This is a genomic window from Paenisporosarcina sp. P4_B8, from assembly GCF_056402175.1.
Genome location: NZ_JBFUHX010000017.1, coordinates 1 through 26,349, shown reverse-complemented (window position 1 = coordinate 26,349; position 26,349 = coordinate 1). Strand labels below are relative to the sequence as shown.

24 protein-coding genes are annotated in these 26,349 nt (G+C 40.5%); 21 read left to right on the top strand and 3 right to left on the bottom strand.

Annotated features, from left to right (window positions below; all coding sequences use genetic code 11):
* Nucleotides 1–42: 42 nt before the first annotated feature.
* The 12 genes from AC1DSK_RS14395 (at nt 43) to AC1DSK_RS14340 (ending at nt 9,794) form a co-directional block, all read left to right on the top strand.
* Nucleotides 43–906 carry a YitT family protein gene (locus tag AC1DSK_RS14395; protein ID WP_477548397.1) on the top strand — a complete coding sequence of 288 codons (864 nt, stop codon included), beginning with the start codon at nt 43–45 and terminating at the stop codon, nt 904–906.
* Between the two features lie 49 nt (nt 907–955).
* Complete coding sequence (cccB, locus tag AC1DSK_RS14390; protein ID WP_477548396.1) at nt 956–1,297, top strand: cytochrome c551; 342 nt, start codon at nt 956–958, stop codon at nt 1,295–1,297.
* A gap of 291 nt (nt 1,298–1,588) precedes the next feature.
* Nucleotides 1,589–2,275: a cell division ATP-binding protein FtsE gene (gene ftsE, locus AC1DSK_RS14385; protein WP_016428055.1), complete on the top strand. Its 687-nt coding sequence runs from the start codon at nt 1,589–1,591 to the stop codon at nt 2,273–2,275.
* Entirely contained in the window at nt 2,265–3,149 is an 885-nt protein-coding gene (gene ftsX / locus AC1DSK_RS14380; RefSeq protein WP_477548395.1) for a permease-like cell division protein FtsX, read from the top strand. The genes ftsE and ftsX overlap by 11 nt, the downstream gene beginning before the upstream one ends.
* A gap of 24 nt (nt 3,150–3,173) precedes the next feature.
* Complete coding sequence (locus tag AC1DSK_RS14375) at nt 3,174–4,481, top strand: murein hydrolase activator EnvC family protein (protein ID WP_477548394.1); 1,308 nt, start codon at nt 3,174–3,176, stop codon at nt 4,479–4,481.
* A gap of 137 nt (nt 4,482–4,618) precedes the next feature.
* Nucleotides 4,619–5,272, top strand: a complete 654-nt coding sequence (locus AC1DSK_RS14370; protein WP_477548393.1) for a hypothetical protein — start codon at nt 4,619–4,621, stop codon at nt 5,270–5,272.
* Nucleotides 5,269–5,844 (top strand): redoxin domain-containing protein, encoded by a 576-nt coding sequence (locus AC1DSK_RS14365; protein ID WP_477548392.1) that lies wholly within the window; start codon nt 5,269–5,271, stop codon nt 5,842–5,844. The genes AC1DSK_RS14370 and AC1DSK_RS14365 overlap by 4 nt, the downstream gene beginning before the upstream one ends.
* A 75-nt stretch (nt 5,845–5,919) precedes the next feature.
* Nucleotides 5,920–6,048 (top strand): hypothetical protein, encoded by a 129-nt coding sequence (locus AC1DSK_RS14360; RefSeq protein WP_477548391.1) that lies wholly within the window; start codon nt 5,920–5,922, stop codon nt 6,046–6,048.
* 317 nt (nt 6,049–6,365) lie between these two features.
* Nucleotides 6,366–7,799 (top strand): S41 family peptidase, encoded by a 1,434-nt coding sequence (locus AC1DSK_RS14355; RefSeq protein ID WP_477548390.1) that lies wholly within the window; start codon nt 6,366–6,368, stop codon nt 7,797–7,799.
* A gap of 81 nt (nt 7,800–7,880) precedes the next feature.
* Nucleotides 7,881–9,050, top strand: coding sequence for a PDZ domain-containing protein (locus tag AC1DSK_RS14350; protein ID WP_477548389.1), 1,170 nt, complete (start codon nt 7,881–7,883; stop codon nt 9,048–9,050).
* 10 nt (nt 9,051–9,060) lie between these two features.
* Nucleotides 9,061–9,306, top strand: coding sequence for a CsbA family protein (locus AC1DSK_RS14345; protein ID WP_477548388.1), 246 nt, complete (start codon nt 9,061–9,063; stop codon nt 9,304–9,306).
* A gap of 251 nt (nt 9,307–9,557) precedes the next feature.
* Complete coding sequence (locus AC1DSK_RS14340) at nt 9,558–9,794, top strand: glutaredoxin family protein (RefSeq protein ID WP_016428047.1); 237 nt, start codon at nt 9,558–9,560, stop codon at nt 9,792–9,794.
* Nucleotides 9,795–9,927: 133 nt separating this feature from the next.
* Here AC1DSK_RS14340 and AC1DSK_RS14335 read toward each other — a convergent pair whose 3' ends face one another.
* Both AC1DSK_RS14335 and AC1DSK_RS14330 read right to left on the bottom strand, forming a co-directional pair.
* Nucleotides 9,928–10,236 (bottom strand): AzlD domain-containing protein, encoded by a 309-nt coding sequence (locus AC1DSK_RS14335; RefSeq protein WP_477548387.1) that lies wholly within the window; start codon nt 10,234–10,236, stop codon nt 9,928–9,930.
* Complete coding sequence (locus AC1DSK_RS14330) at nt 10,236–10,922, bottom strand: AzlC family ABC transporter permease (protein WP_477548386.1); 687 nt, start codon at nt 10,920–10,922, stop codon at nt 10,236–10,238. Before AC1DSK_RS14330 ends, AC1DSK_RS14335 begins: the two co-directional genes overlap by 1 nt.
* A gap of 76 nt (nt 10,923–10,998) precedes the next feature.
* On the opposite strand from AC1DSK_RS14330, the gene AC1DSK_RS14325 reads away from it, so the two are divergent.
* From AC1DSK_RS14325 to AC1DSK_RS14285, 9 genes are all read left to right on the top strand, one after another.
* Nucleotides 10,999–11,556 carry a helix-turn-helix domain-containing protein gene (locus AC1DSK_RS14325; protein WP_477548385.1) on the top strand — a complete coding sequence of 186 codons (558 nt, stop codon included), beginning with the start codon at nt 10,999–11,001 and terminating at the stop codon, nt 11,554–11,556.
* Between the two features lie 58 nt (nt 11,557–11,614).
* Nucleotides 11,615–12,253 carry a TVP38/TMEM64 family protein gene (locus AC1DSK_RS14320; RefSeq protein WP_477548384.1) on the top strand — a complete coding sequence of 213 codons (639 nt, stop codon included), beginning with the start codon at nt 11,615–11,617 and terminating at the stop codon, nt 12,251–12,253.
* The gene (gene lepB, locus AC1DSK_RS14315; RefSeq protein WP_477548383.1) at nt 12,250–12,822 is read left to right on the top strand and encodes a signal peptidase I; all 573 of its coding nucleotides are present in this window, start codon (nt 12,250–12,252) and stop codon (nt 12,820–12,822) included. Before AC1DSK_RS14320 ends, lepB begins: the two co-directional genes overlap by 4 nt.
* 96 nt (nt 12,823–12,918) lie before the next feature.
* Nucleotides 12,919–16,413 (top strand): helicase-exonuclease AddAB subunit AddB, encoded by a 3,495-nt coding sequence (gene addB, locus AC1DSK_RS14310; protein WP_477548382.1) that lies wholly within the window; start codon nt 12,919–12,921, stop codon nt 16,411–16,413.
* Complete coding sequence (addA, locus tag AC1DSK_RS14305) at nt 16,397–20,119, top strand: helicase-exonuclease AddAB subunit AddA (protein WP_477548381.1); 3,723 nt, start codon at nt 16,397–16,399, stop codon at nt 20,117–20,119. The genes addB and addA overlap by 17 nt, the downstream gene beginning before the upstream one ends.
* 2 nt (nt 20,120–20,121) lie before the next feature.
* The gene (locus AC1DSK_RS14300; RefSeq protein WP_477548380.1) at nt 20,122–21,291 is read left to right on the top strand and encodes a DUF418 domain-containing protein; all 1,170 of its coding nucleotides are present in this window, start codon (nt 20,122–20,124) and stop codon (nt 21,289–21,291) included.
* A gap of 63 nt (nt 21,292–21,354) precedes the next feature.
* Entirely contained in the window at nt 21,355–22,257 is a 903-nt protein-coding gene (locus AC1DSK_RS14295; RefSeq protein ID WP_477548379.1) for a fumarylacetoacetate hydrolase family protein, read from the top strand.
* A gap of 294 nt (nt 22,258–22,551) precedes the next feature.
* Nucleotides 22,552–22,923: a YisL family protein gene (locus AC1DSK_RS14290; protein WP_477548378.1), complete on the top strand. Its 372-nt coding sequence runs from the start codon at nt 22,552–22,554 to the stop codon at nt 22,921–22,923.
* A 256-nt stretch (nt 22,924–23,179) separates the two neighbouring features.
* A complete protein-coding gene (locus AC1DSK_RS14285; protein ID WP_477548377.1) occupies nt 23,180–24,643 on the top strand; it encodes an alpha-amylase family glycosyl hydrolase in 1,464 nt (487 codons plus the stop codon).
* A gap of 291 nt (nt 24,644–24,934) precedes the next feature.
* On the opposite strand, the gene AC1DSK_RS14280 is transcribed toward AC1DSK_RS14285, so the two are convergent.
* Nucleotides 24,935–25,873 carry a bifunctional helix-turn-helix transcriptional regulator/GNAT family N-acetyltransferase gene (locus tag AC1DSK_RS14280; RefSeq protein WP_477548376.1) on the bottom strand — a complete coding sequence of 313 codons (939 nt, stop codon included), beginning with the start codon at nt 25,871–25,873 and terminating at the stop codon, nt 24,935–24,937.
* Nucleotides 25,874–26,349 lie beyond the last annotated feature (476 nt).

The window sequence follows — 26,349 nt, the reverse complement described above, 5'->3', positions numbered from 1 at the left end:
TTCATTAGGGAAAAATGGACATAATAGAAAGAAGGAAATTTTATGAATCGAAAAACACGGGTTGAGCCACATCCTATTTTGGCTTCCGTTTTAGAATATTTGTATATCATCGCCGGTGCTGCTATTATCGCTGTAGGTTTTAACGTTTTCTTATTGCCAAACGAAGTGGCATCTGGCGGAGTTAGTGGAATCAGTACGATTTTAAAAGGATTGTTCAATTGGAATCCAGGATATGTGCAATACGCATTTAATATTCCTTTATTTATTGCAGGTGTAATTTTTCTTGGTAAACAATTCGGAGCACGTTCACTAGTCGGAACACTTGCGCTTCCCATGTTTGTCTTACTAACTGCAGGATGGGAACCCGCAACATTAAATCCGTTACTCGGGGCACTATTTGGCGGGATTTCAGTAGGAGTAGGATTGGGTATTGTCTTCCGAGGACGTGCATCAACTGGAGGAACAGATTTAGCGGCTCAAATTTTTGCGAAGTACACCGGTTTTACCCTTGGAACTAGCGTTATGCTGATTGACGGACTGATTGTTCTTTCTGCAGCCATTGTTTTCGATATTGAAAAAGGACTATATGCTCTGATTGGTCTATTTGTGACAACCAAAACCATTGATATTGTTCAACTTGGATTCAGCCAATCGAAAATGGTTTACATTATTACGAATAAACAGGAAGAATTACGGGATGCTATTTATACCGAAATAAATCGTGGTGTAACCAAGCTTCCGGCAGTTGGTGGCTATACCGAACAAGAACGACCAATGTTACTTGTTGTTGTTTATCAAACCGAATTCACGAAATTGAAACAATTAGTTAAAATGGTTGATCCATCAGCATTTGTCATCGTTTCAGATGCCTACGAAGTACTCGGTGAGGGTTTCAAACGTCCATAATTTAGGTATACTTAAAAAGTATATAAACTATTTTGAGGGAGGGAACAAGATGAACAAAAAATTTCTTGGAGCTATTTTTGGTTCTGCACTAATGCTTGCCGCATGTGGTGGTGGAAATGATGAAAAACCGACGCCAACCAATGATGAAAATGGCGGAGAAGTAACTGATACACAGGATGCTGAAAAAATTGTACAGGGTAATTGCACAAGCTGTCACGGTGGTAATTTAGAAGGGCAAGGCAACTTCCCAAATCTGACAGATGTGGGATCCCGCCTTACTGAAGAGGAAATTTTACAGGTAATTCAAAAAGGCCGTGGTCAAATGCCTCCGAACATTATTGAAGGCGCAGAAGCTGAAGTAGTTGCCGAATGGTTGGCTAATAAAAAATAAATTGTAATAAACAAAGACCAATGACTGTTTATGTCATTGGTCTTTGTTTTTGTCAAAAAAGTGTCGAACTAAAAGGAGGATTTCAGGAACCTAATGCCGAATTTTAGTGTTTAATAGGTCGAAATATCTTGTTGAATTTTAGGGATAAAGAACTAATGAGGAGGTATCACAAGGTTTCTGTCTAAATTTTGTAATAGTACTGTAATAAAATTTTGTCGACAAACTTGATATAATGAGCTTGTCGGAAAAAATTTCGAACAGCTAGGAAAAAACATAGGTGGTTACAAAAATATGATTTCAATGAAAAATGTCTACAAAAAATATCCAAACGGCATTGTTGCTGCAAACGGAATTAATGTAGAAATCAAACAAGGTGAATTTGTATATGTTGTAGGTCCAAGTGGGGCTGGTAAATCTACATTTATCAAAATGATGTACAGAGAAGAGCGTCCTACGAGTGGAGATATACTAGTAAATGGCATAAACTTGGCGACATTGAAGTCGAAAAAAGTTCCATATTTAAGAAGACAAATAGGTGTTGTCTTTCAAGATTTTAAATTATTACCGAGATTGAATGTTTTTGAAAATGTAGCATTTGCTTTAGAAGTAATTGAAGAATCGCCAAAAGTGATTCGTAAACGTGTTATGGAAGTTTTGGATTTGGTAGGGCTTAAACATAAAGCTCGTATGTTCCCAACTGAGCTGTCTGGTGGAGAACAACAGCGTGTATCGATTGCCCGGTCCATTGTCAACATCCCAAAAGTGATGATTGCGGACGAGCCAACTGGAAACTTAGATCCTGAAACTTCTTGGGATATCATGAATTTGTTCGAAGAAATCAATCGTCGTGGGACAACCATTATAATGGCCACCCATAATAAAGAAATTGTTAATACAATCAAACATCGAGTGATTGCAGTTGAAGGCGGACTCGTCGTACGTGATGAAGTCGGAGGTGACTACGGTTATGAAAGCTAGGACTGTAGGACGTCATTTCCGTGAAAGTTTTAAAAGTCTCGGCCGAAATAGCTGGATGACTTTTGCATCTGCCAGTGCAGTGACTGTCACATTGTTGCTTGTCGGCGTATTCGTAATGATCATGATGAATTTAAGTAAAGTGGCTGATGATTTAGAAAAAGATGTTGAAATAAAAGTGTTGCTTGAACTTACTGCAGATGACAAAGCTGCAACGCAATTAGAAAAAGATATTAAAGAATTAGATGGTGTTGCAACAGTCGTCTATTCAACAAAAGAAGCTGAATTAAAAGATTTAATAAAAGATTTCGGAGCGAACATGGGATTGTCCGATCAAAATAACCCGCTTCGTGCAGCCTACTACGTGAAGGCTGAAAACCCTCAGGAAACTGAGAAAGTTGCTCAACGAATAGATCGTCTTAAAAACACCTATTCGGTCGAATATGGTGAAGGCAAGATTGAAAAACTATTCAGTTTCCTGAATGTTGCTAGAAATATAGGTTTAGTATTAATCCTAGCGTTACTATTTACTGCGATGTTCCTAATTTCGAATACAATCCGTATCACAATTGTTGCACGTCGACGTGAAATTGAAATTATGAAACTGGTAGGAGCGTCAAATTGGTTTGTTCGTATACCGTTCGTTTTAGAAGGAATGTGGATCGGAATCCTTGGTGCAATATTGCCAATAACTCTCGTCACTCTTCTCTATTACAACTTATATCAAGCTGTTCAACCTTATTTAAAAGGCGAATTGTTTAATTTATTACCACTTACTCCATTTTTGTATCAAGTTAACGGCCTCATTTTAATGATGGGCATTTTCATTGGTGTGTGGGGAAGTTTTATGTCAGTACGTAAGTTTTTACGCGTATAAACGCGAGCTTGAAAGGGGCAGAACATGAGAAAGAATCAATCTAAATGGATGGCAGTTTCCATTGCAACAGTATTGGGATGTTCATTATTTATGACACAACCTGCGGATGCATTGGCTAACTCCTTGAACGATTTGAAAAATGAACAGAAACAATTGGATCGTAAAAAATCACAATTGAATTCGACTATTAATCAGAAAAAAGGCGACATTTCAGAAAATCAATCGGACCAAGAAAAATTGCTTGCTCAAATTCAAACTCTCGATAGCAAAATTATTGAGACAAATGGCGAAATAGATCGTGTGCTTGGAGACATTAAACGCACGAACTTAGAAATTGAAAAATTGCATGAAAGTATTACGGTTTTAGAAAAGAAAATCGCTGATCGTGACGAGTTAATTAAAGAGCGTCTTCGCTCCGTTCAGGAAAGTGGCGGTTCCGTTAATTATCTTGATGTGTTACTTGGAGCTAGCAGTTTCTCAGATTTCATTGACCGTTTCTCAGCTGTAAATACGCTAATGGATGCAGACCGCAAGATTTTGGAAGAACAGGCTGCAGATAAAAAGTCATTGGAAGTGCAGAAATCTTCGGTTGAAGAAAAATTGGCTCAACAAAAGACAAGCCGTGATAAATTAGTAAGTCTTAAAGCAGATCTTGATTCCCAAAAAGCTTCAAAAGGTAGTTTAGTAGACCAACTAGAAGCGGAACAAGGAAAATTAATCCAACAAAAGAATTCACTTGAAGAAGAATATTCTGAAACACTCGAAATCAGTAAAGCGGTAGAGAGTAAAATAGTAGCTGAACAAGAGAGATTAATCGAAGTTGCACGTCAAGCCGAAATCGCACGCAAGAAAAAAGATGCTGCTGAACGCAATAAACATAATTCTTCAAATTCTAATGCAACACCTCCACCAGTAGTATCTTCTGGTGATTGGACACGCCCTGCTGCAGGACGTTTCTCTTCCACTTTCGGTGGTCGTAATATCGGATCAGGCGCGGAATTCCATTACGGCAGTGACATTGCCAATAGCATCGGTACACCGGTTGTCTCAGCGGCGGATGGTATTGTTTCTCATGCTGGGCCAATGGGAACATACGGAAATGTAATTATGGTTACACATTCTATTAATGGTCAAATTTTCACGACTGTCTACGCGCATTTAAGTGGATACAATGTAAGTTCAGGTCAATCAGTCTCTAAAGGACAAATGATAGGTAGAATGGGAAATACAGGTCGTTCGACTGGACCTCATTTACATTTTGAAGTTCATGAAGGACCTTGGAATAGTGAACGTTCAAATGCGGTCAATCCGATACGTTATGTATCATTCTAAAGTAAGTCAATTGAGCTCACTCTCAGGTAAACTGAGTGTGAGCTTTTTTATTGATGTTCAAAAGCATATTTCTCCACATAGTAAGTAGTTTGATATACGATATAGGGTATATTTGGAATGTCATGAGGAGTTGAAAAGTGTTGCCGGTAACGGATTGGTTTATTATCAAGTCTCTAACAATTCCTTCATCGTGGATAGCAATACTTTTGGCGTTATTTATTACGGGAATCGTATTAAGGATGAAATTTGGGAAAGATACAGAAGATTGGTTTTCGGATGCAGCAATACTCTTTTTAATTGTATGGAAATTTAGTGTAGTGTTTACCGATTTTGATATGATTGTTAAATACCCACTTGGGATTCTTTATTTCAATGGGGGTGAAACCGGATTCTACATTGCATTGGTTTTAGCACTTAGTCGTTTAGTATGGCAAATAAGAAGCAGAGGTTTGCCTGAACGCGAGGTTGGCGCGATGCTTATTGGGTTCGTTTTGTTGCAATCTTTGTATCAATTCCTTATGGTTATTATGAATGAAGCGGAAATTTGGCAGAAACTGATGACAATTGTTATTTTTACCGGAATGACTACCTTAACATGGAAGAAAGCATTTGCATCAAATGTTTGGAGATTACAATTGCTTACGCTCTTTTTATTTACACATATCCTTGCTGCCGTTTTACAGCCTGAAGGTGTGTTCCAAAGTCCGCTGATGGTCACGGTACTATTCGTGATTTGCGGTTTTACCGTTTCTATATTTTTGAATAAACAACAAATGGAGGAGAACAAATGACCAAAAAAGTATTTGGACTCGTGATACTTGCTGTTCTTATAACGATTGTCATCGCGACGATGGTGAAAAATAACATCGATGAGGCAGAATCCTTTGAAAATGAACAATTAGGTATCGAAATGACAGGTGTTGCTGCATCCGAAGGATTGAATAAGGGCGATACAGCACCAGATTTTGAATTAACAACACTTGATGGGAAAAAAGTGAAGCTCTCTGACTATCAAGGGAAAAAAGTAATCGTTAATTTCTGGGCGACGTGGTGTCCTCCTTGTAAGGCCGAAATGCCCCATATGCAAAATTACTATGAAGATTTCGCAGAAGAAGAAAATGTAGAAATATTAGCTGTCAACCTAACCAGCGGAGACAGTGAAGAGAAAGTGAACGATTTTGTACGGGACTACGGGCTGACTTTTCCGATTCCTATGGATACTGAAGGTGCCGTTGGTCAAACCTTTGAAGCCATCACTATACCTACTTCATATATGATTGATACTAAAGGCCGCATTCAGAACAAGATTGTAGGACCGATGGATGACCAAATGATTAAAGATTATGTGTCTAATTTAGAATAAAAATGCTCTGTTAAAAGGTATGGTTGTTTATCGTATATTTGCGCAAGCCGTACGTTCCGCATGAGACCCACAAGTATGAAAACCACATACTTGTGGGTCTCATTTTTCAAAAGTGCTGCTCCTGCGGTTAAGCGTCGCAAAGATATGGTCAAACTAACTTTGACCATATTTGCTGCTCCTGCGGTTACTCGTCGCAAAGAATAAGGCTGCTCCTGCGGTTACTCGTCGCAAAGAATATTGTCAAACTACCTTTAACTATATTCTTGGCTGGCAAGACCCCACAGTGATGATAAAGGAATGAAGGCTAAGGACGCCACCTAGAGTGGCAACGCCTTCGTGACCAATATCCTGTTGGCCCGAGGAGGCTTTCCAGTTCGTTCGCGGAAATGGCACAGATTCCTTCTTTCTATAAAATCAACAGTGAAAAATAACATAGCCAATAAAAATAAATCTGGCTTCTTCTTGTCCTATCGTCACCTATTCGTTCATACACTGAAACGAAGAAAGTAGGGGGCGATTTTTTGAGACGAAGCAGGGTTTTTTTGTTTGGTTTTTTAGTGATTTTGATTCTTCTATTCCTCATTTTTTGGGCGCCTTTCAAAAAGGACAAGGCAGCAAGTGTACCAATCAGCCAACTGTCACCGATAGATCAGGCTTATGAACGTATCTTGGCAAGTTCTGTTCATCCCGTCGAGGGGAAACAATTGATTGAAGGTGCTTTACGGGGAATGGCAGATACGCTTGGAGATCCTTATAGCAAATATATGACCAAAGAGGAAGCGAAGGCTCACCGTGAATCCTTATCGGACGAACGTGTGGGAATAGGGCTGGAGATTGTAGAAAATAAAGGTCGATTTATTGTTGTGACACCGATGAAAGAATCACCTGCTGAAAAAGCAGGAGTTAAACCGTATGACGAAATTGTAAGAGTAGATGGGAAGCGAGTAGAGGGAAAAAGCTTATCTGATTTGCTGTCGGCCATAAAAGGAAAAAAAGGAACCAATGTCTCATTAACGGTCTTCAGAGAAGCGGAAGATCGACATGTGGAATTAAAGATGACCAGATCCGCACTTCAGATACAAACGGTGACTAGTGAGATAATTGAACAAGATAGTTCTTCGATTGGCTATGTAAGCATCTCCGTGTTTGGTGAAAAAACAGCAGAAGAATGGGAAACGCAAACCCGCACACTCGTAACACAGGGGATTGATGGATTATTGATAGACGTGCGTGGTAATCCAGGAGGATATTTACATAGTGTAGAACAAATAATTGGCACAATGTTGAAAAGCGGGCAAATCTTTGCTTACATGCAAGACTCAAAAGGTGCACTCGAGCCATTGGCCGTAAAATCAACAAATGAAGATGACTATTCAAAAGTTATGAAAAAGATTCCGATTGTATTATTACAGAACGAAGGCAGTGCCTCTGCAAGTGAAGTGTTGAGTGGTGCTTTAAAATCCAACCAACGGGCACTAATCGCCGGTTCCAAGAGTTTTGGAAAAGGCACCGTGCAAGAAACATGGGAGTTAACAAATGGGGGAGAAATGAAGTTATCTTCGCACAAATGGTTAACACCTAAACAGCAGTGGATTCATGGAACTGGGATTAAGACGGATTTTGAAGTGAAAGCAAGCGAACTTTACCAACTCGAACCCCTTCCGATTAGCGGAACTTATCAAGTAGGAGATTTCAATGTAGATGTACAGTATGGGCAAAAGGTACTGAAGGCATTAGGATTCCCTGTTACAAGAGTCGATGGCTACTTCGATGAAGATACAGCAAGAGCCGTGAAATCTTTCAAGGAACAAAAGAAACTCAATGCAGAAGCGAAAATGGATATAGTTTTTTATAAAGAAGTCAGAGAGACCATTTTGACCTATAAATCAAGCAAGAAACATGATAATCAGCTTCAGATGTCTCTAGGCTATTTATTCCACTCTATTCAAAAGTAGAAAAAACCTATACGCATTCCATCAACGGTTTGTTACAATGGAAAGAAATGCACGAACCGTTGATTGGGTGGTGATTCGTAAATGTGGCAAGAAATTGGACTAGAATTGATTAAGGGAATCGGAAAATTTTTTATTAATCCATTATTTTATGTAGCAATCTGTTTTGCGGTGCTTCTAGGATACGTACGCGTAAAGAGGGAACGACGTTCATTCCGTACACGGATTCTTTGGGGTTGGACAGAGGTTAAGAGAATGTTCACGGATATATGGATGTATGCACTGATTTTATCCTTACTCAGTACAGGTATTGGTCTGACGCTTACGACAGATTGGGTGGTAACGTTCAGTTTGATCAGTGCGATTATTGTCGTACTTTTTATGTATCAGATTGGATCGTCCATTATTTCTGCAGCGCTTGCAACTTCCGCATTGTGGATTGGCTATAAAATGAATACCAGTTTTTCAATTTTGAATTTCGAATGGGTCGGGGATCGCAATTGGATTGAACTGTCTTTGCCTGTCAGTCTGTTAATGGGGGCAGCGGTAATTGCAGAGGGGTTGCTAATCCGAAAAACAGGTGCTGAATCGGCATCTCCTATATTGGAAAAATCGGCACGTGGTTTGACATCTGCCAGTTATTTATCAAAACGACTGTGGATGTTGCCTGTATTGGGCATTGTACCGGGAAGTGTAGTACCGGACTTCATGACTTATTGGCCACAATTTACAATTGGAAATGAAACGTTTGCTTTTGTGTTATTTCCAATTGTAATCGGGTTCCAGCAAAAAGCACGCAGGACACTCCCTATGAATTTATTTCCGAAGTTGGGTAAAGCCGTCATCATCGTTGGGGTGGCCACAATAGGTCTATCACTCATTGCTTATTGGCTACCAGTTGTCGCAGCTATTAGTTTAGCTCTTGGTGCTTTTGCAAGAATAGGGGTATGGATGTATTTTGCCATAAAGGAAAGACAAGGCAATTACGCCGTTTCCCCACAAGATTCAGGCGTGATGATTGCAGGCGTATTACCGGAATCTCCAGCGGATAAGATGGGACTTGTCATTGGAGAATGTATCCGCAGGGTTAACGGGCAGACTGTCACGAATGAACGGGAATTATATGAAGCGATTCAAATAAATGCTGCACATTGCCGACTTGAAGTATTGGATCATCAAGGTGAAGTCAGATTACGTCAACATGTTATTTATCGTCACGACCATCATCGACTCGGTTTATTGGTTGTAAGATAGGAGAGCAATAATGGAATCAATGTTTACAAAAATACTATTTGCATTATTTTTACCAGGACTGCTCGTCGTACTGTTTACAAGAATCACATTTTCACATATCGTTGCTTTAATTTTAACCGTATCTCTTATAACCGCCTCCGTCTATGTCGGGTATACGCATACATGGCTGTTATTTATTGTTGATGCATTATCATTGACGATCGGATTTTGGTACGCGACACGTATGATGCAACGAGCAAAAAGACAGGATAATTAACAAAACGTCTTTACACTTATGTGTAGAGACGTTTTTTTGTGGGAAACATTGTGCATACTAATTATTTGAACTTGTAGACCCCTAGTAGTATATTGTGAATAAAATGTAGACTTTCATAAAAAACTGGAGGGATAGTAAATGTATTTTCAATCACATTTTTTATGATAAATTAGCAAGACAATCGAAAATGTTAAACATTTAACTGGCAATAATGTTGCTTATAAAAAAGCATAATATCGGAGGTATACAAAATGAAACCACAAATTACTGTTTATTCAACCAACACATGTCCATATTGCGACATGATGAAAAGTTTCCTGAAACAAAATGAAATGGAGTTCACGGAAGTGAATGTTCAAGCAGATCCTATAGCAGCACAAAAATTAGTGGAAACAACTGGGCAAATGGGAGTTCCACAAACAAATATTAACGGTCAATGGGTTTTGGGATTCGATCCGGACCGAGTTCTGGAACTTGTAAAAGCTTAAAAAGGGGATTTGTTAAGGGACTGTAGTTTATCTTACATTTGCGCTAGCCGCACATACAATGAATTGACGTATAACAAAAAGCGAATAGCTATGATGCTATTCGTTTTTTGTCATATAATCCAAATATATTACATCAACCTAACAAACCATATATCGCCAGAACAGCAATGGACCCCATGACAACGATAATTACATTCGCTCCAGCAAATGCTAGTGTAAAAGCGGCAAGTGCACCAATAAGCCCGAATAACATATTTCCTTCTTGTACAAACAACATAGCGGGAAAGATCAGTGCGCCCAAAACAGCGTAAGGAATATTACGCAGTATTCCGCTGACAATGGGAGGCAATTCTCGGCCTTCCAGAAATGTTAGTGGAAATGCGCGTGGTATATAGGTGACCACAGCCATTCCAAGTAACATCCACCAGTACGATTTTTCCATTAACTTGCACTTCCTTTCTTCGCATACAGCATCTCAACCAAAATGGCTGAACCGAGCGTCGCTACTAAAATGGACCATCCTGTTGAAAGGAGGCCGCTCCAATACAAAGCAATGTGAATCACAGCACCGAAGAAAGCCAGCAGCATCACTTTACGGTTACCTTTCATGGATGGAACGAGCAGTCCGACAAACATTGCGTATAAAGCAATCGACATGGCTGCTTGAAGGAACTCGGGTAAATTGGCACCAATGACATGACCTATAGCAGTGAAGACCACCCAGCTGCCGTAAGAAATCAAAATGACACCGGCTGCAAAAGGAGTCCGGATTTTGTCGGCTTTATTTGTTGCTAATACGGAGAACGTTTCATCCGTCACCCCAAACGCATATATGGCTTTTTTCCAACGTGCATCAGGTTGCATCTTTTCATTTAATGAGGCCGTCATAAGAAAGTGTCGGATATTGACAACAAACGTATTAAGAACAATTAAGATAGGGTCTACACCTGTTGATATTAGAGTTAACGATATGTATTGTGCAGCACCAGCAAAAACGAATATACTCATGGCTGTCGCTTCCCACATAGACAACCCGGTTGTTTTTGCTAGTAATCCAAAGGTTAATGCGATAGGAAAGTAGCCAATGGCAATGCTTAACCCAGCTCTTATTCCATTCATAAATGTCATTGGTCGAATTCCTCCCGCTTCAAAGTTTAATATATTATACATCTGTATGGTAAAGTAAACAATAAGAGGTGAAGAGATGGAACAGATGAGACGTAATTTAGGCCTACAATTAAAAATGATTCGACAACAACGCGGGATGAGTTTAGATGATATCGCCAAACTGACGGATGTAAGTAAAGCACAATTGGCGCAAATGGAAAAAGGTGAATCCAATCCTACGGTTTCTACCATTTGGAAAATTGCAGACGGACTTAAAATCAGCTTCTCATCTTTATTGCAACCACCGAGGCTGAATGCAAAAAAAATATCACCTACAGATATTCCTTTTTTAACAGAAGACGAAGGCCGTTACCGTGTATTTTCCATTATTCCGTATGATCCAAAACGGGGCTGGGAGTTTTACCGGATTGAAATGGATCCTTTATGTTCTTATGAAAGTGCACCTCACCTGAAAGGTGTCGAGGAATCGCTTACAATAGTAGATGGACAACTGAAAGTCATCCTTGAAAGTGAACAAGTTGATTTACTAAAAGGAGACACACTTGTTTTTTCCGGAAATCAGACACATCGGTATGTGAATAATAGCAAAGAAACGACTGTCTTTCATTTAATCATCCATTATCAGTATGTTTGATGTTGGCAGTCGACGGGGAAACTGAAGGATAACTATAATTTTTTTGAGGATGAGGAACATGTTCGATTGGTTAACAACTGAAAATTTATTGGAACTAACAAGAGACTATCGTTCACTGGGACCTCTCATTGGCTTCCTGTTACCATTTTTAGAAGCATTTTTACCGTTTTTACCTCTATTTGTATTCGTTTTTGCAAATGCTAGCGCATATGGTTTATGGATAGGGTTTTTATTATCGTGGGCGGGGACAGTTGTGGGTTCATATTTAGTTTTCTTACTGGTTCGAAAATATGGACGGGCGCGCTTTCTTCGTTTCATGACCAAACACGAACGTGTTCAAAAATTAATCCATTGGGTTGAGACCCATGGTTTCGCTCCATTATTTTTGCTGTTATGTTTTCCTTTTACCCCGTCAGCATTAGTCAATTTGGTAGCGGGATTGTCTAACATGAAAAAGAATTCTTATTTATGGACATTGTTGGCTGGGAAATTTGTGATGATTTTGACAATCAGCTTCATCGGTTATGATATCAAAGCCCTGATTACACAGCCGATACGGACTGCTATTGTCATTGGCGTAATCATTTTGCTTTGGTTCATCGGAAAACAAATTGAACGTCGATTAAATGCACGGGTGGAAGCTGACTTTTTAATGGTTCAAAAAGAACGACAGGAAGGGAAGGGGCCAACGGTTTGACTTCAATGAAAAAAGAGGCATGGGAATGGTTAAAAGCGATTGTCATCGGAGTGCTGATCATTGTCATCATTCGTTCATTTTTTATCACGAATTATGCCGTCTCTGGCCATTCGATGGAGCCTACACTCCACAATTTGGATAAAGTACTAGTGAGTAAAATTTCGTATTCCGTTGGCGATATTGATCGATTGGACGTTCTGGTTTTTCATTCTGCTGACAATGAGGATTTTGTAAAACGAGTCATTGGAATACCAGGAGATATCCTCACGTACAAAAACGACAAGCTCTTTATCAACAACCAAAGAGTGGAAGAACCGTATTTGCAGTCATATGATGCCTACCAAAACCCTGACGACCGATTAACAGAGAACTTTACGCTTGAAGGAATCACTGGGGCAGTCCGTATTCCCCCTAATTCGTATTTTGTTCTTGGTGATAATCGCAGACAAAGTTTGGACAGTCGTTATTTTCAATTCGTCAACAAAGAAGATATCGTTGGAAAAGTAGTCGCAAGGTACTGGCCACTTGAATCAGCAACGATGAATTTCTCAGGTGAAAATCCCGAATAATTTCCCCCTCTTGCAGTAGTTAGGTACAATAGAGGGAAGGAAAATATTCGGGATTTTGTTTGTTTTTTATACATGATTTAATAGGGGGGCATGGATGTGTCATTACGATTAATTACCGGACGAGCTGGTGTAGGGAAATCTGAATTCATGCGGCATGAAGTAACTGAAAATGCCATGAGTAATCCACTGGGTGCGCCTATATTTTTTGTGGTACCTGACCAAATGTCCTTTTCCACTGAATTTGCACTTTCAGCAATGGACCATTCAAAAGGAATCATCCGCACACAAGTCACTACATTCAAACGACTGGCTTGGCGTGTATTACAAGAAACCGGAGGGATAAGCCGTCAAGAAATCAGTGGATTCGGCTACCGCATGTTAATCCGCCGATTGCTTGAAGAACACAAGGAAGAGTTCTCTCTTTTTAAGCAAGCCGCCAATAAACGAGGATTTACTAACCAGATGGAAATGCTGTTAAAGGAGTTCACCCGATACTGCCTTGACGGTACAACTTTAATTTCTCTTGAGGAATCTCTTAAACAACTGAATGCCCCGCGCACTTTACAAGATAAGTCACATGACTTGTCGGTTTTGTTGCGTGCTTTGGAGGAACGGCTTGGAACTGCTTATATTGACAGCGAAGGTTACTATGCTTTGCTGTCAAAGCAAATTGTTCAATCGGAATTAATTGCTGAGGCGGACGTTTATATTGATGGTTTTGTGACGATGACAACCCGGGAATACGAAATTATCGGAGAACTGATTAAACATGCGAAACGCGTCACCATTGCACTGCCTTTGGATGATGAGAGCCTTGATTTGATGGATGAGCAATCATTATTCCACGGTGCCGCTAAGACTGCGGAACGTTTAAAGGAAGTGGCACGTGCTGAATCCGTTGCAATTGAACCTTCAATCCACTTAAACGAAAACAAGCGTTTTATGACAAATGAGATTAAACATATTGAAGCGAACTTACATAGTTATCCCGTACCATCCATTGACGATCATAATCATGTACTTGTGGTGGAAGCAGACAGTAGAAGGGCTGAAATTCACGCAGTTGCAAGACATATCCGAAGTCTTGTTCGTGACGAACAGCTTCGCTATCGTGATGTTGCGGTATTATATCGCCAACCCGAAGTGTACGATGAATTGATTGAAACCACGTTTGCTCAATACGATATTCCTGTATTCATCAATCGGAAAAAGGCCATGCTTCATCATCCATTGGTCGAATTCAGTCGTTCTGTTTTTGAAGCAGTTTTAAATGATTTTCAATATGAGCCAATGTTCAGGGCCATCAAAACGGATTTGTTCTTCCCGCTTCAAGCAAATAAAAGAGTATGGCGAGAACGCGCAGATCGATTAGAGAATTTCGTGATTTCACAAGGGATTTACGGCGAACGCTGGACGGATGAACGACGCTGGCTTGTGAAAAAATACCGTGGACTTGAATTCCATTCAAAAGTTCAAACAGATGAAGAACGTGCTATCCAAGCTGACATAACCGCAGTGCGGAACATCGTTTTGACCCCTCTTCAGGAGTTTAGGCGGAAAATAGAGGCATGCGGGACAGGAAGAGACATCGCACAGGCACTATTTGAATTAATCGAAGAGTTACAGATTTACGATAAGCTGCAAGGATTAAAAGATGAGGAAAATGAACAGGGTCGTCTTTTGCTAGCTACAGAGCATGACCAGGCCTGGTCCCAGTGGGTAGATGTACTGGATCAATTTGTGTTGATGTTTGGTGATGAAAAACTGACTCCTAAAGAAAGCTTGCTACTATTGGAAGAAGGTTTTGACACGTTGGAGTTCTCCCGCATTCCACCGTCACTCGATCAAGTGACCGTAGCAACGGTTGATTTATCCCGATTGTCCGGTATTCGGGCAGCATTTGTCATTGGCGTCAATGACGGGGTATTTCCAAAACGACTCGAACAGGAAGGGTTGCTTTCGGATACCGAGCGGGAATGGTTTATGCAAATTGGCTTTGAGCTGGCTCCGACGTCAAAAATGCGTCTGATGGACGAATCTTATATGGCGTACCGAGCGGTGACAACAGCTTCCGAAAAACTGTTTTTGTCATACGCTGTTGCGGATGAAGAAGGGAAAGCACTGCTTCCATCGACATACATCAAACGATTGCAACAATTGTTGCCGAAAATCGAAGTGGAACTGGCTGTCATTGATCCGGCTGTTTTGAAAGACAGTACAGATTACTATATCCAACATCCTCGGGCAACTTTGCCGTACCTTGCCACTAAATTAAAACAAGCGGCTGTTGAAGGAAATCTGGAGGAAGAATGGCAGGCGGTTGCTTCCTATTATGAAAATGATCCATTTTGGCATAGCATTTTCGAACGGATTATTCGACCACTGACGAATCCAATAATCGCAGAGCGTCTGGACCGCGAAACGACTAATGCATTGTATGGGGATACGTTCACATCCAGTGTGTCACGTGTCGAGAAATATTACAGTTGTCCTTTTGCACATTTCGCAACGTATGGTTTGCGCTTGGAAGAACGCGCAGAATATTTACTAGAAGCCCCGGCCATCGGAGATTTATTCCATGCCGCTTTGAAATGGATTTCTGACAAAACGAAGCGATTGGGGTTGACTTGGGCACAGCTTTCAACTACTCAGGCTTGGGAACTGGCGAGACAAGCAGTAGAAGAAATTTCGCCATTTTTCGTCCATCAAATTTTACTCAGCACAAAAAGATATACCTATATTCAACGTAAGCTCGTCCAGATTTTGCAACGCACCATGACGACTTTACGTGATCATGCCAGTGTCTCGACTTTTGTTCCAATCGCGATAGAAGCTGGTTTTGGTCCTGGAGAAGAATTGCCCACATTGGAAATCCCATTGAAAAATGGTCACGCCATGAAAATGCGTGGTCGTATAGACCGCGTGGACGCAGCTGTTGTTGATGGCCAGCCATTTGTGCGAATCGTTGATTACAAATCGTCCGCCAAAGGACTCGATTTAAATGATGTGTATTATGGAATATCCCTACAGATGCTTACGTACTTGGATGTGGCTGTCAGCAACTCAGCAATTTGGTTAGGTGAAGATGCCAGTCCGGCAGGCGTGTTATATATGCATGTTCATAATCCAATGTTGAAATTGGCTAAAGAGCTTTCTGACATGGACCTTGCGGAAGAAGTATTTAAGAAATACAAAATGCGCGGTTTATTGATAGACGATGCCAACGTCTTAAGTGAAATGGATACGGAAATAGCAGGCACTTCAAAAGTTATACCAGCGCGCATCAATAAAGACGGCTCCATATCCAAATCTTTTTCGAAAGTTGTGTCCACACAGGACATGGCGAATTTGCGGACATTTGTACGTAAAAAGCATCAGCAAGCCGGAGATGGGATGCTCGCTGGCGATACACGGGTTCTGCCCTACAGGATGAAGGATAAAACAGCATGCGACTATTGTAATTTCCGTAGTGTATGCCAGTTTGATCCTACAGATCCTGATCAGCACTATCGTAAACTGTCGGTAGGTACACCAGAAGAAGTCACGCAACGAATTAAAGAGGAGGTCTCACCTGATGCTCATACCGATTAAACCACAAGATGTTACATGGACTGACGCTCAGTGGCGCGCCATTTTTGCAGAAGGACGTGACATACTCGTTTCAGCGGCAGCTGGCTCAGGAAAAACGGCTGTCCTGATTGAACGTCTAATCCAGAAGATGATTCGTGAAGATAATCCGATTGATGTGGATGAGCTTCTCGTTGTGACATTTACCAATGCATCGGCGGCCGAAATGCGACACCGGATGGCGGAAGCGCTGGAAAAAGCTCTTGTGAAAAATCCGACTTCCAGTCATTTACGAAGACAATTGAGTCTATTGAATAAAGCGCAAATCTCGACACTTCACTCTTTTTGTTTATCCATTGTTAAGCAGTACGCTTACATCCTCGATTTGGATCCGGGATTCAGACTGGCAAACGAAGCTGAAGCAGCCCTAATTCGTGATGATGTATTGGCTGCGATATTGGAGTCGGCGCATAAAGCGGAAAATCCGGAAGCGCTGTACAGACTTGTTGACAGTTTCACGACAGACCGGGACGATCAAATGATTGAAACGTTGATTGATAAATTATATGACACAGCAAGTGTACATCCGGAACCGAAGAAATGGTTACAGTCAATCCCACAAAGCTATAATGTGCCTGACGATATGGTAATCGATGATCTGCCTTTTATCGGAGCACTTAAACTGACCATCCAGCATGCTATGGAAGAAGCGTATGCGATGACGGAAGAGATTCGTCAATATGCGTTGCTTCCGGCAGGTCCAGCTCCTTACGGGACCACAGTGGAACAAGATCAACTCGTAATTGCTGAAGCGATTCGTCGTATTTCCACACAATCGTGGCAGTCGTCTTTTGACTTTTTCCAAACGTTGAAATTTGCGACGGCTGCCCGCATCCCGAAAGATACGTTCGACGACGAACTCGTTCAAAAAGCGAAAGATAAACGTGATCAATTGAAGAAACGCGTCAATGGTGTTAAAGAAGCCTATTTCACACGTACACCAGCAAGATTATTGCAGGAAATGAGAATGATGCACCCTCTTCTAGTAACATTGGTGGAACTGACATTAACTTATGGTGACCAATATCGTTTGGCAAAAAGTGAGCGAGGGTTAGTCGATTTCTCGGATTTGGAGCATTTTGCCTTGCAAATATTGACGGAAGAAGAAGATGGCCAACTTGTTCCTTCAAGCACGGCACAGGACATCATGATGCAATACAAAGAAGTTCTAGTGGATGAATATCAGGATACAAACCGTTTGCAAGAAACCATTTTGCAAATTGTCAAAACCGGTACGGAAGCAAACGGCAATATGTTCATGGTGGGTGACGTCAAACAATCGATTTATCGCTTCCGATTGGCTGAACCGATGTTGTTCCTGGAGAAGTACTTGAAGTTTACGACAGAACCGCAAAATACAGGTGTGAAAATCGATTTAAATGCTAACTTCCGAAGTCGCGCGGAAGTTTTGGATGCAACCAATTTTATATTTTCTCAAATCATGGGGAAACGAGTTGGGGAAATTGAGTACGATGAAGCGGCAGCCTTAAAAGCAGGAGCTCCGTATCCGGATCAGACATCTGCAGTAGAGCTTACGATTCTGTCTCAGCAAACGGAAGATGTCGATGAAGGTGCGAGAGAAGACGAAGAAATCAATGAAGAAATCTTAGAAATTGATGAGTTGAAAAAATCCCAGTGGGAAGCTCGCTATATCATCCGAAAAATTCGCTCATTAATGGATCAGAAAACGATGGTCGTCGATGCGTGGACAAAAAAAGAACGTCCACTTGAATACCGGGATATAGTGATCCTGACGAGATCCATGACTTGGTCAGCTGATCTAACGGAAGAATTCAAGCAGGCGGGCATTCCGTTATATGCGAACCTTTCAAAAGGTTATTTTGATGCGCTTGAAGTGATGATTATGTTGAATACCCTGCGTATTGTCGATAATCCATATCAGGATATTCCCCTGGCTTCGGTGCTAAGGGCACCATTTGTCGGGTTAACGGAAGCAGAGCTTTCCCATATCCGTCTATCCGCTCCTAAAGAACCATTTTATGAAGCACTTAAAAACTTCGTACGAATGGGTGGCAGTGGCATCGCTTCCGAAACAGCTGAAAAGCTGCAGAGATTCTTCCTTCATTATGAAGAATGGCGTGATTTGGCACGACGGGGATCATTGGCAGATTTAATCTGGCGAATTTATATGGATACCCATTATTACGAAATGGTCGGCGCCATGCCAGGAGGAAAACAAAGACAAGCGAACTTGCGTGCGTTGCATGACCGTGCACTGTCTTATGAAAAATCGTCCTTCCGTGGACTTTTCCGCTTTTTGCGATTTATCGACCGAATGAAAAAGCGTGGAGACGACTTGGGAACAGCACGTGCGATGAGTGAAAAAGAAAACGTCGTCCGTTTAATGACAATCCATTCTTCCAAGGGACTTGAATTTCCTTATGTGTTCATTGCCGGTCTTGGCCGTGACTTCAATCAAATGGATTTCAATGAACTGTATTTATTTGATCAGACGTTCGGTTTGGCTGTAAAAGCAGTGGATCCGGATAAACGAATTTCCTTTACATCACTGCCATTTTTAGCCATGAAAGAAAAGAAGCAGCTTGAGCTGAAGTCGGAAGAAATGCGGGTTTTATACGTAGCGATGACACGAGCAAAGGAAAAGTTAATGCTCGTCGCGACTGTTAAGGATGCACAAAAATCGATTGACAAGTGGCAGGATATTGCCGCTTCCAGTGGGGATATGTTACCGGAATATGTACGTTCACGTGCGAAGGGGTTCCTGGACTGGATTGGTCCTGCCGTCGCTAGGCATCATGACTTTGCGTTGTGGCAAGGACAGGTGGATTCAGATGCATTGCAACATCCATCAAAATGGTCGTTTGAAACGATTCATGTAGAAGAATTACGACAGGTCATTGCAATCGATACTACTTCAGAGCCATCTGATGCCACGAAGCAAAAAGGAATTTCCCCGGAAATAATGAGTGAAGTGGAACGTCGATTCAATACAGTCTATATTCACGAGCGTTCGACCGTAAAACGTTCCAAGCAATCGGTAAGTGAACTGAAACGAATTGATCAACTGCGAAAAGAAGAAGAACCCGAATTTTTCAGGACGAGAGAAGTGCAGCAAGCCATTACCAGTATTCATAAACGACCTGCTTTTCTACAACAAGGGGAGCACAAACTGACAAGTGCAGAAATTGGTACAGCGATGCATACTGCCATGCAGCATCTCGATTTCAATTTACAGCCTGGCAAGGAAATGATTGAATCCTTTATTCAACTGCTTGCAGATCGTCAGTTGTTGACTACAAATGAAGCAAAAGCCATAAAAGTGAATGCCATTGAAAGCTTCCTGCAATCACCGGTTGTGTACAGATTGCGTCATGCTTCCGAAGTCCTGCGTGAAGTACCTTTTACGTATGGTATGAAAGATGAGGATGGGGACATTCAAATTTTGCAGGGTATCGCAGACTGCTTATTCCAGGAAGAAGATGGACAGTGGGTATTACTAGACTATAAAACCGATCGAATTAATGGTGTCTTCCATAACGAGACTTCGATTTTGCGGGAAATGCAGCATCGCTATGGTTTACAGCTGTCGCTCTATCAAAAAGCTATAGAAAATATTCTTTCCATCACCATCAAGGAAAAAATATTGTATTTGTTTGACTCGAATCAAATCATTGTATTGGAGGATTGAAGGTGAATTTAAGACCTACAGAATTACAGGAACGAGTCGTTGCAATCGATATGATGCGCGGCTTCTCACTCCTAGGGATTTTTATCGTCAATATGCTGGCGTTTCATACTCCCTATTACTACATAAATCCGTACACTTGGTATACAGATTTGAGTGATAAAGAAACGTTTCAGTGGATAGATATTGTGTTACAAGGAAGTGTGTATCCTTTATTTTCCATGCTATTTGGCTATGGATTGATGATGCAATTCCTTAAATCAAAGCAACGAGGAGGATCTTTCCTACCACTTGCAATACGCAGGTTAAGCGTATTATTGATCATCGGAATTCTACATGCTTTCCTTATTTGGTCAGGTGACATATTGATCACATATGCACTGAGCGGGTTTATTGTCATTTTGTTGTTGCGACTTTCAAGTGGCTGGTTACTTGGAATTGCGCTTCCTCTTTATCTCATACCGAACTTAGGTTTCTCGTTTTTACTTTATTACGCAGCGCAAACTGGCCAAGAATTTTATGCGGGTGTGCAGGAAATTGAATCTTCCATCTTGGCATTTGGTTCTGGAAGCTGGACTGATATTTTCATTCAGCGGGCAGCCGATTGGAGCTATGCCAATATTGAGTCGGGGACCTTATTATTAATTGGTATAACGATTTTCCCTTATATGCTGCTTGGTGCTGCGGCGGCTAAAGCGAAATTGATTGAACGCACATCAGAGAAGAAGATTTTTTGGATTGGATTGACGGTACTAACATTGGCAGTGGGCTATTTCATCAAGTTCTTGCCTTTCACAAAAGAAGCGGACTTTTTCACAATGTATGTGCAAGATATATTTGGAGGTCCCTTGGTCGCTATTGGCTATGCAGGACTGATTGCACTGTTATGTCAATTAACTGTCTTCCGTAAGCTCTTCTCGCCTGTTGCTAAAGTTGGAAGAATGTCCATGACGACATATTTAACACAATCAGTCATTGCCACCACCATCTTTTATTCTTATGGGTTTGGCTTGTATGGCAAAGTGGATGTATTGACAGGAACTTGGCTCGCTGTCGGAATCTTTATCGTCCAAATAATATTCGCAGAAATCTGGTTATCCAAGTTTAAGCAAGGACCGATTGAAATGCTCTGGAAAAGAGCGACGTATGGAAAATTAAATAAAAAAAATCGATGAAAAATTTGTCGAAGTATCGTAGACTGAATTAAACAAAAATTAATTCAGAGGGAGTGTCAGTGTATGAAAATCGTTTCTTTTCGCTATGAAGGTCAAATTCGTTTCGGTCCCAAGGTGAAGAAAGAAGAAGCCGTATGGGACGTGGTGGCGATACAACAGACGCTCCAAGTGTTGCCCGATTTCCCTCAGACCATTGTTGATGGAATTGAAAAAGGAATGGATTTTGTTGAGCAGATGCGTAAGCTCGCAGATGCTGCTCTGAATTCTGAAGAGCCGAATCAATTCAAACGACCATTTTCAAGCATTGAATGGCTTTCTCCGATTCCAAGAACGCCGAAAAATATTTTTGGTGTGGGTCGAAACTATGCAGAGCATGCAAAAGAAATGGGCTCAGAAGCTGCACCAGACCATTTGATGATTTTCACAAAATCACCGACAACAATTGCAGCAGACGGAGAATCACTTTCAGTACATTCAGAAGCCACTTCTTCATATGACTATGAAGGTGAATTGGCTGTTGTGATCAGTAAAAAAGGTGAAAATATTCCTAAAAAACTGGCGTATGATCATGTGTTTGGATATACAATCGCAAACGATTTAACAGCGCGTGATTTACAGAAGAAACACCAACAATTTTTCCTTGGCAAAAGCTTGAAAGGGTCTTGTCCGATGGGTCCATATTTGGTAACGAAAGACGAGTTACCAAATCCGCAAAATCTATCCATTGTGACAAAAGTGAATGACGAAGTACGCCAAAATGGACGTACAGATGATATGATTTTTTCTGTTGAAGAATTGATTGCACAAATTTCTGCATTGGTAACACTTGAGCCTGGAGATGTAATTTTGACAGGAACTCCTTCCGGTGTGGGAAAAGGCTTTAATCCCCCAAAATTTTTGGTAGCCGGTGATACAGTGAAGGTGTCTGTTGAAGGAATTGGTACATTGGTGAACCGATTTGAATAAAGGTATTTAGACTTTGTAACATCATGTTATTGAATAAGAGAATCTTCGTGACTCCTGCGGAAAAATGGATTGCCAAGACCCCCTACAGTGAGAATAAAGGAACGAAATGCAATTTTGTGGCAATACCTTCGTGACCAACATCCTGTTGGCCTGAGGTGGCTTGTCAGTTCGTCCGAGGATAGGGAGCAGAGATTCACACTTTTTTATAAATTGTAACTAGTAGGTTAAAAAGTTTATTAGACAGCGAGATATGATACGATAGAATCGAACGATTAATTAGATGAGGTGACGATTTTGGATTTTTTAGCTAACACGCACTTACACATTACAGCTTGGGTACTAGGTATTATCTTGTTCTTTGTCTCTGTTTTACTTAAGACAGGCAAAGGACAAAAAATCACACATATGGTGTTACGTTTAGTTTACGTATTCATCATTTTGACAGGTGTGGCATTGTTCATGGTTGGCATGGATTTCGACAAGGGCATGCTTTATGGATTTAAGTTCCTTGGTGGAATTTTAGTCATCGGCATGATGGAAATGATTTTGGTTCGTATGAAAAAACAAAAACCAACAACGATGTTTTGGGTATTATTGTTCGTGTTCTTGTTTATCACAATGTTCCTAGGGTTCTCATTACCATTAGGCAGCAGTTTTTTAGCATAAACAAACGAAGAAACCACTTTACTTCATTTATTTGGAGTGAAGTGGTTTTTTTATTGCGTGATTTAAAGGTCAGTGGATGGTTAGTTGGAAAATCTGGAGGTTTAGTTGGATTCGGACACTTACCAGGTTCCTTGAGGTATCCATGTTATTTTTCACAGTTTTGACGTAAATACTACTTAAATCTTTGCTAATCATGGCGTGGCAATGTTCCGTTTGATAAAATAACGTAGGAAGATTCGTTAGAGGAGGACCTCAATTGAAAATAGATAAATGGATTCGTGCAACAATTGCAGCAACATTACTTATGGGTTTGATTGCCCCGTTAACTACACAGGCGGCATCAAAACAATCCATTCAAAACGAAAGTATATACGACTTACTAGTCGACCGCTATTTCAATAAAACAATTGAAAATGATTTTGAAGTTGATGCGAGGGAGCCCAATGCATTTGCAGGTGGCGATTTCGAAGGTGTGGCGGAAAAATTGGATCACATCCAAAATATGGGCTTTACGATGGTGTCTTTAGGACCCGTCTTTTCAACAGAGACATATGACGGGAAACGTGTCATGGATTACGGGCAACTGGAACGTCATTTTGGGACATCCGAAGAGCTTACAGCTTTGATCAAAAAAGCGCATAAAAACAACATGAGCGTTATGATTGATTTCCCGCTTCAAAATGTAAGTGCGAAGCACGTTTGGGCAAAAGATAAGGACAAGGCTTCCTGGGTACAATCCAATGAAGATGGAACGATCTCATGGGATTTAACAAATGAAGATGCACAAAAAGCGATTGAACAGGCAGCGCTTGATTTTGTAAAACAATATAAAGTAGATGCCGTACGATTGACTGAAATTGAAGGAATCGATTCTGCGTTTTTAAATTCATTGATCGAGAGCCTTAAAAAAGACAATGAAAATTTATCTGTGCTCAGTTCCGAATCTAGTGAAGCTAAGTTCGATGCCACAGTAGTAAGTGGACAAGAAGATATGTATCGAAACATTTTCAAAAATGTAGATTTAGATTCAAAAGCATTGGAAGAAATATCGACTGAAAATCCAGTCATCCATCAAATTGATACGATCAATTCAAAACGATTCACCGCCAATGCGGCAGAAGAAAATATGTTTCCGCCTACACGTTGGAAAATGGCAATGGCTACTTTATTGTCAATGCCCGGTATACCAATGATGACTTACGGTTCGGAGATTGCAGTAAACGGAGAGAAGCCTCCAGCTTCGCACCCGATTATGGACTTTAAGACTGATGAAGAATTGATTGAATATATTGGAGATGTACAATCGCTTCGAAATGATTCAGCAGCATTTCGGACAGGTTCAATGGAAATGTTATATAACGAAGCCGGCTTGATGGTGTATGAACGTTCGAATGATGAGGAAACTTGGATTGTCGCCATCAACAATACAGGTGGTACTCAAAGCTTTGATATCCCACGAGAAGTGGTTGGCGATAATAAACAACTTCGTGGTTTAATTGAAGGGGATATTTTACGACAAAGAGATGATGGAAACTATCGTCTGGTAGTGGACAGAGAAATTGCCGAATTTTATCAAGTAACTGATGATAAAGGAATCAATAAAGGGTATTTAGCAGCTCTTGTTTTAGTCTACATTCTATTCATGTTCTTCATTTATCTTGTTTGGCGTAAAGGTAAGCAACGAAAAGTAGATGAAAAGAAGAATATAGGACAGTTGTAATTCTATTGCATGGGGACTGTATACCACCATAATGGGGGTATTAGCAGCAAAAGCATAAACCCAATAATCAAGCCGGTTWTYCTATTAAGAGGAATAACCGGCTTAATTTTTAGAGAGTCCTCGCTTCACCAAGTGAAAGTTTTTTCTATTCTTTTACTTATGTTCATTGGTTCTAAAAGAACATACTTATGTATAAACAGAAAACATAACATCACCATCATCTTATATTACTTCCAAAGAGGATAAGCTTTTCCCATCGGTATTGAATCCAACAAGATTGATTTTTCGTTTTTATTTTGATTGGTTTTCATCGGAAAAATCAAGATCCCATCGTTCTTCTATTAATTGCTCTCCAGTCCATTCTTCATTTGGTTTTTCTTCGGTCAGCCTAAAATTATACTTTTTGTAAAGATATCGAGCGGTGTCGAGCGTGCTTACCGTCCATAAGAACACATGCTGATAATTTTGTGCCTTACAGAAATTGAGAGCATGCTCCATTAGTTTTTTTCCTAAGCCTAATCCTTGAAAATTTTCATTTAAAACAAACCATCTTAGCTGTGCAACGTTATCACTCGACTTAGTAATTGCAATCGAACCAACGATTTCACCATTCACTTCAGCAACCCATAACTCTCCACCATCCGTATCGATCATAAATTCAGTTAAGCCTTTCATGACGTAATATTCAAAGATTCGTCCGAATTTATTTGTCTTGGCATATAACCTTCCATGTAGGTGGGCGACATATCCAATATCTCCGGGTTGAAATGGATGAATGGAGACAACCAGTGAGGAATCATTTTCATTTGAATAAATCGATTCGATTGATTCCATAGATTGGACTAGCTCTGTCAGGTGTTTCTTTGATAAATTTTGAATCTTTTTATCTACTCCGTTATTTGCATTTTCAACCAAGTCATTGAAAACTTCTTTGCCATATTGTGTTAGAAAGAGGGAATATTGACGTTTATCCTCGGTTGACTGTTTTTTTATGATGATATTTTCTTCCTCAAATCGTTGTACAATTCGGCTCATATAACCTCGGTCTATTCCAAGCTTTTCTCTGACTTCAGTCGCATTACAACCGTTTCTATAATTGATTTCAGTTATTACCCGCGCCTCTGTTAATGGAAACGGTTGATTATAAATTTCTTGATCGATTTTACCTAAAACATTTGCATAAAACCTGTTGAATTTCCGGATTTTTTCTACATAATGAATTGTTTCCATAAAGATCCCTCCTTAATATTCTGAAATTTTAAATTAAAAAGAGTATAATATATATAGTTGACTCAGTCAACTATATAATGATTTTTCAAAAGGATTACCATCGGATAGCAAAATTCCTCGAAAAACAAAAATCGCTTGAGACAACTGAGAGTCTCAAGCGATTTTTTTCATTTTCTTATTAAGAATGGATTCTACTGAAATATTAATTCTTTCAATGTTCGCAATGTCTAGCTCTAAGCGCCAGCTCGCACCTAAGCTTCTGACCATAGGCGAAAGCAGGCGTTCGCATCGGTCTTGCTCCTGCGGTTACTCGTCGCAATGAGAACCTTTCCAGCGCTGCTCCTGCGGTTACTCGTCGCAATGAGAACCTTTCCAGCGCTGCTCCTGCGGTTACTCGTCGCAATGAGAACCTTTCCAGCGCTGCTCCTGCGGTTACTCGTCGCAATGAGAACCTTTCCAGCGCTGCTCCTGCGGTT

Excerpts from the sequence above, each read along its gene's own strand:
- AC1DSK_RS14350 (WP_477548389.1), top strand. The coding sequence starts at position 7,881 with ATGTGGCAAGAAATTGGACTAGAATTGATTAAGGGAATCGGAAAATTT.
- cccB (WP_477548396.1), top strand. The coding sequence starts at position 956 with ATGAACAAAAAATTTCTTGGAGCTATTTTTGGTTCTGCACTAATGCTT.
- AC1DSK_RS14320 (WP_477548384.1), top strand. The coding sequence starts at position 11,615 with ATGTTCGATTGGTTAACAACTGAAAATTTATTGGAACTAACAAGAGAC.
- AC1DSK_RS14375 (WP_477548394.1), top strand. The coding sequence starts at position 3,174 with ATGAGAAAGAATCAATCTAAATGGATGGCAGTTTCCATTGCAACAGTA.
- AC1DSK_RS14280 (WP_477548376.1), bottom strand. The coding sequence starts at position 25,873 with ATGGAAACAATTCATTATGTAGAAAAAATCCGGAAATTCAACAGGTTT.
- AC1DSK_RS14365 (WP_477548392.1), top strand. The coding sequence starts at position 5,269 with ATGACCAAAAAAGTATTTGGACTCGTGATACTTGCTGTTCTTATAACG.
- AC1DSK_RS14345 (WP_477548388.1), top strand. The coding sequence starts at position 9,061 with ATGGAATCAATGTTTACAAAAATACTATTTGCATTATTTTTACCAGGA.
- AC1DSK_RS14335 (WP_477548387.1), bottom strand. The coding sequence starts at position 10,236 with ATGGAAAAATCGTACTGGTGGATGTTACTTGGAATGGCTGTGGTCACC.
- AC1DSK_RS14340 (WP_016428047.1), top strand. The coding sequence starts at position 9,558 with ATGAAACCACAAATTACTGTTTATTCAACCAACACATGTCCATATTGC.
- AC1DSK_RS14330 (WP_477548386.1), bottom strand. The coding sequence starts at position 10,922 with ATGACATTTATGAATGGAATAAGAGCTGGGTTAAGCATTGCCATTGGC.
- AC1DSK_RS14395 (WP_477548397.1), top strand. The coding sequence starts at position 43 with ATGAATCGAAAAACACGGGTTGAGCCACATCCTATTTTGGCTTCCGTT.
- addA (WP_477548381.1), top strand. The coding sequence starts at position 16,397 with ATGCTCATACCGATTAAACCACAAGATGTTACATGGACTGACGCTCAG.
- AC1DSK_RS14325 (WP_477548385.1), top strand. The coding sequence starts at position 10,999 with ATGGAACAGATGAGACGTAATTTAGGCCTACAATTAAAAATGATTCGA.
- ftsX (WP_477548395.1), top strand. The coding sequence starts at position 2,265 with ATGAAAGCTAGGACTGTAGGACGTCATTTCCGTGAAAGTTTTAAAAGT.
- AC1DSK_RS14360 (WP_477548391.1), top strand. The coding sequence starts at position 5,920 with ATGAAAACCACATACTTGTGGGTCTCATTTTTCAAAAGTGCTGCTCCT.
- ftsE (WP_016428055.1), top strand. The coding sequence starts at position 1,589 with ATGATTTCAATGAAAAATGTCTACAAAAAATATCCAAACGGCATTGTT.
- AC1DSK_RS14295 (WP_477548379.1), top strand. The coding sequence starts at position 21,355 with ATGAAAATCGTTTCTTTTCGCTATGAAGGTCAAATTCGTTTCGGTCCC.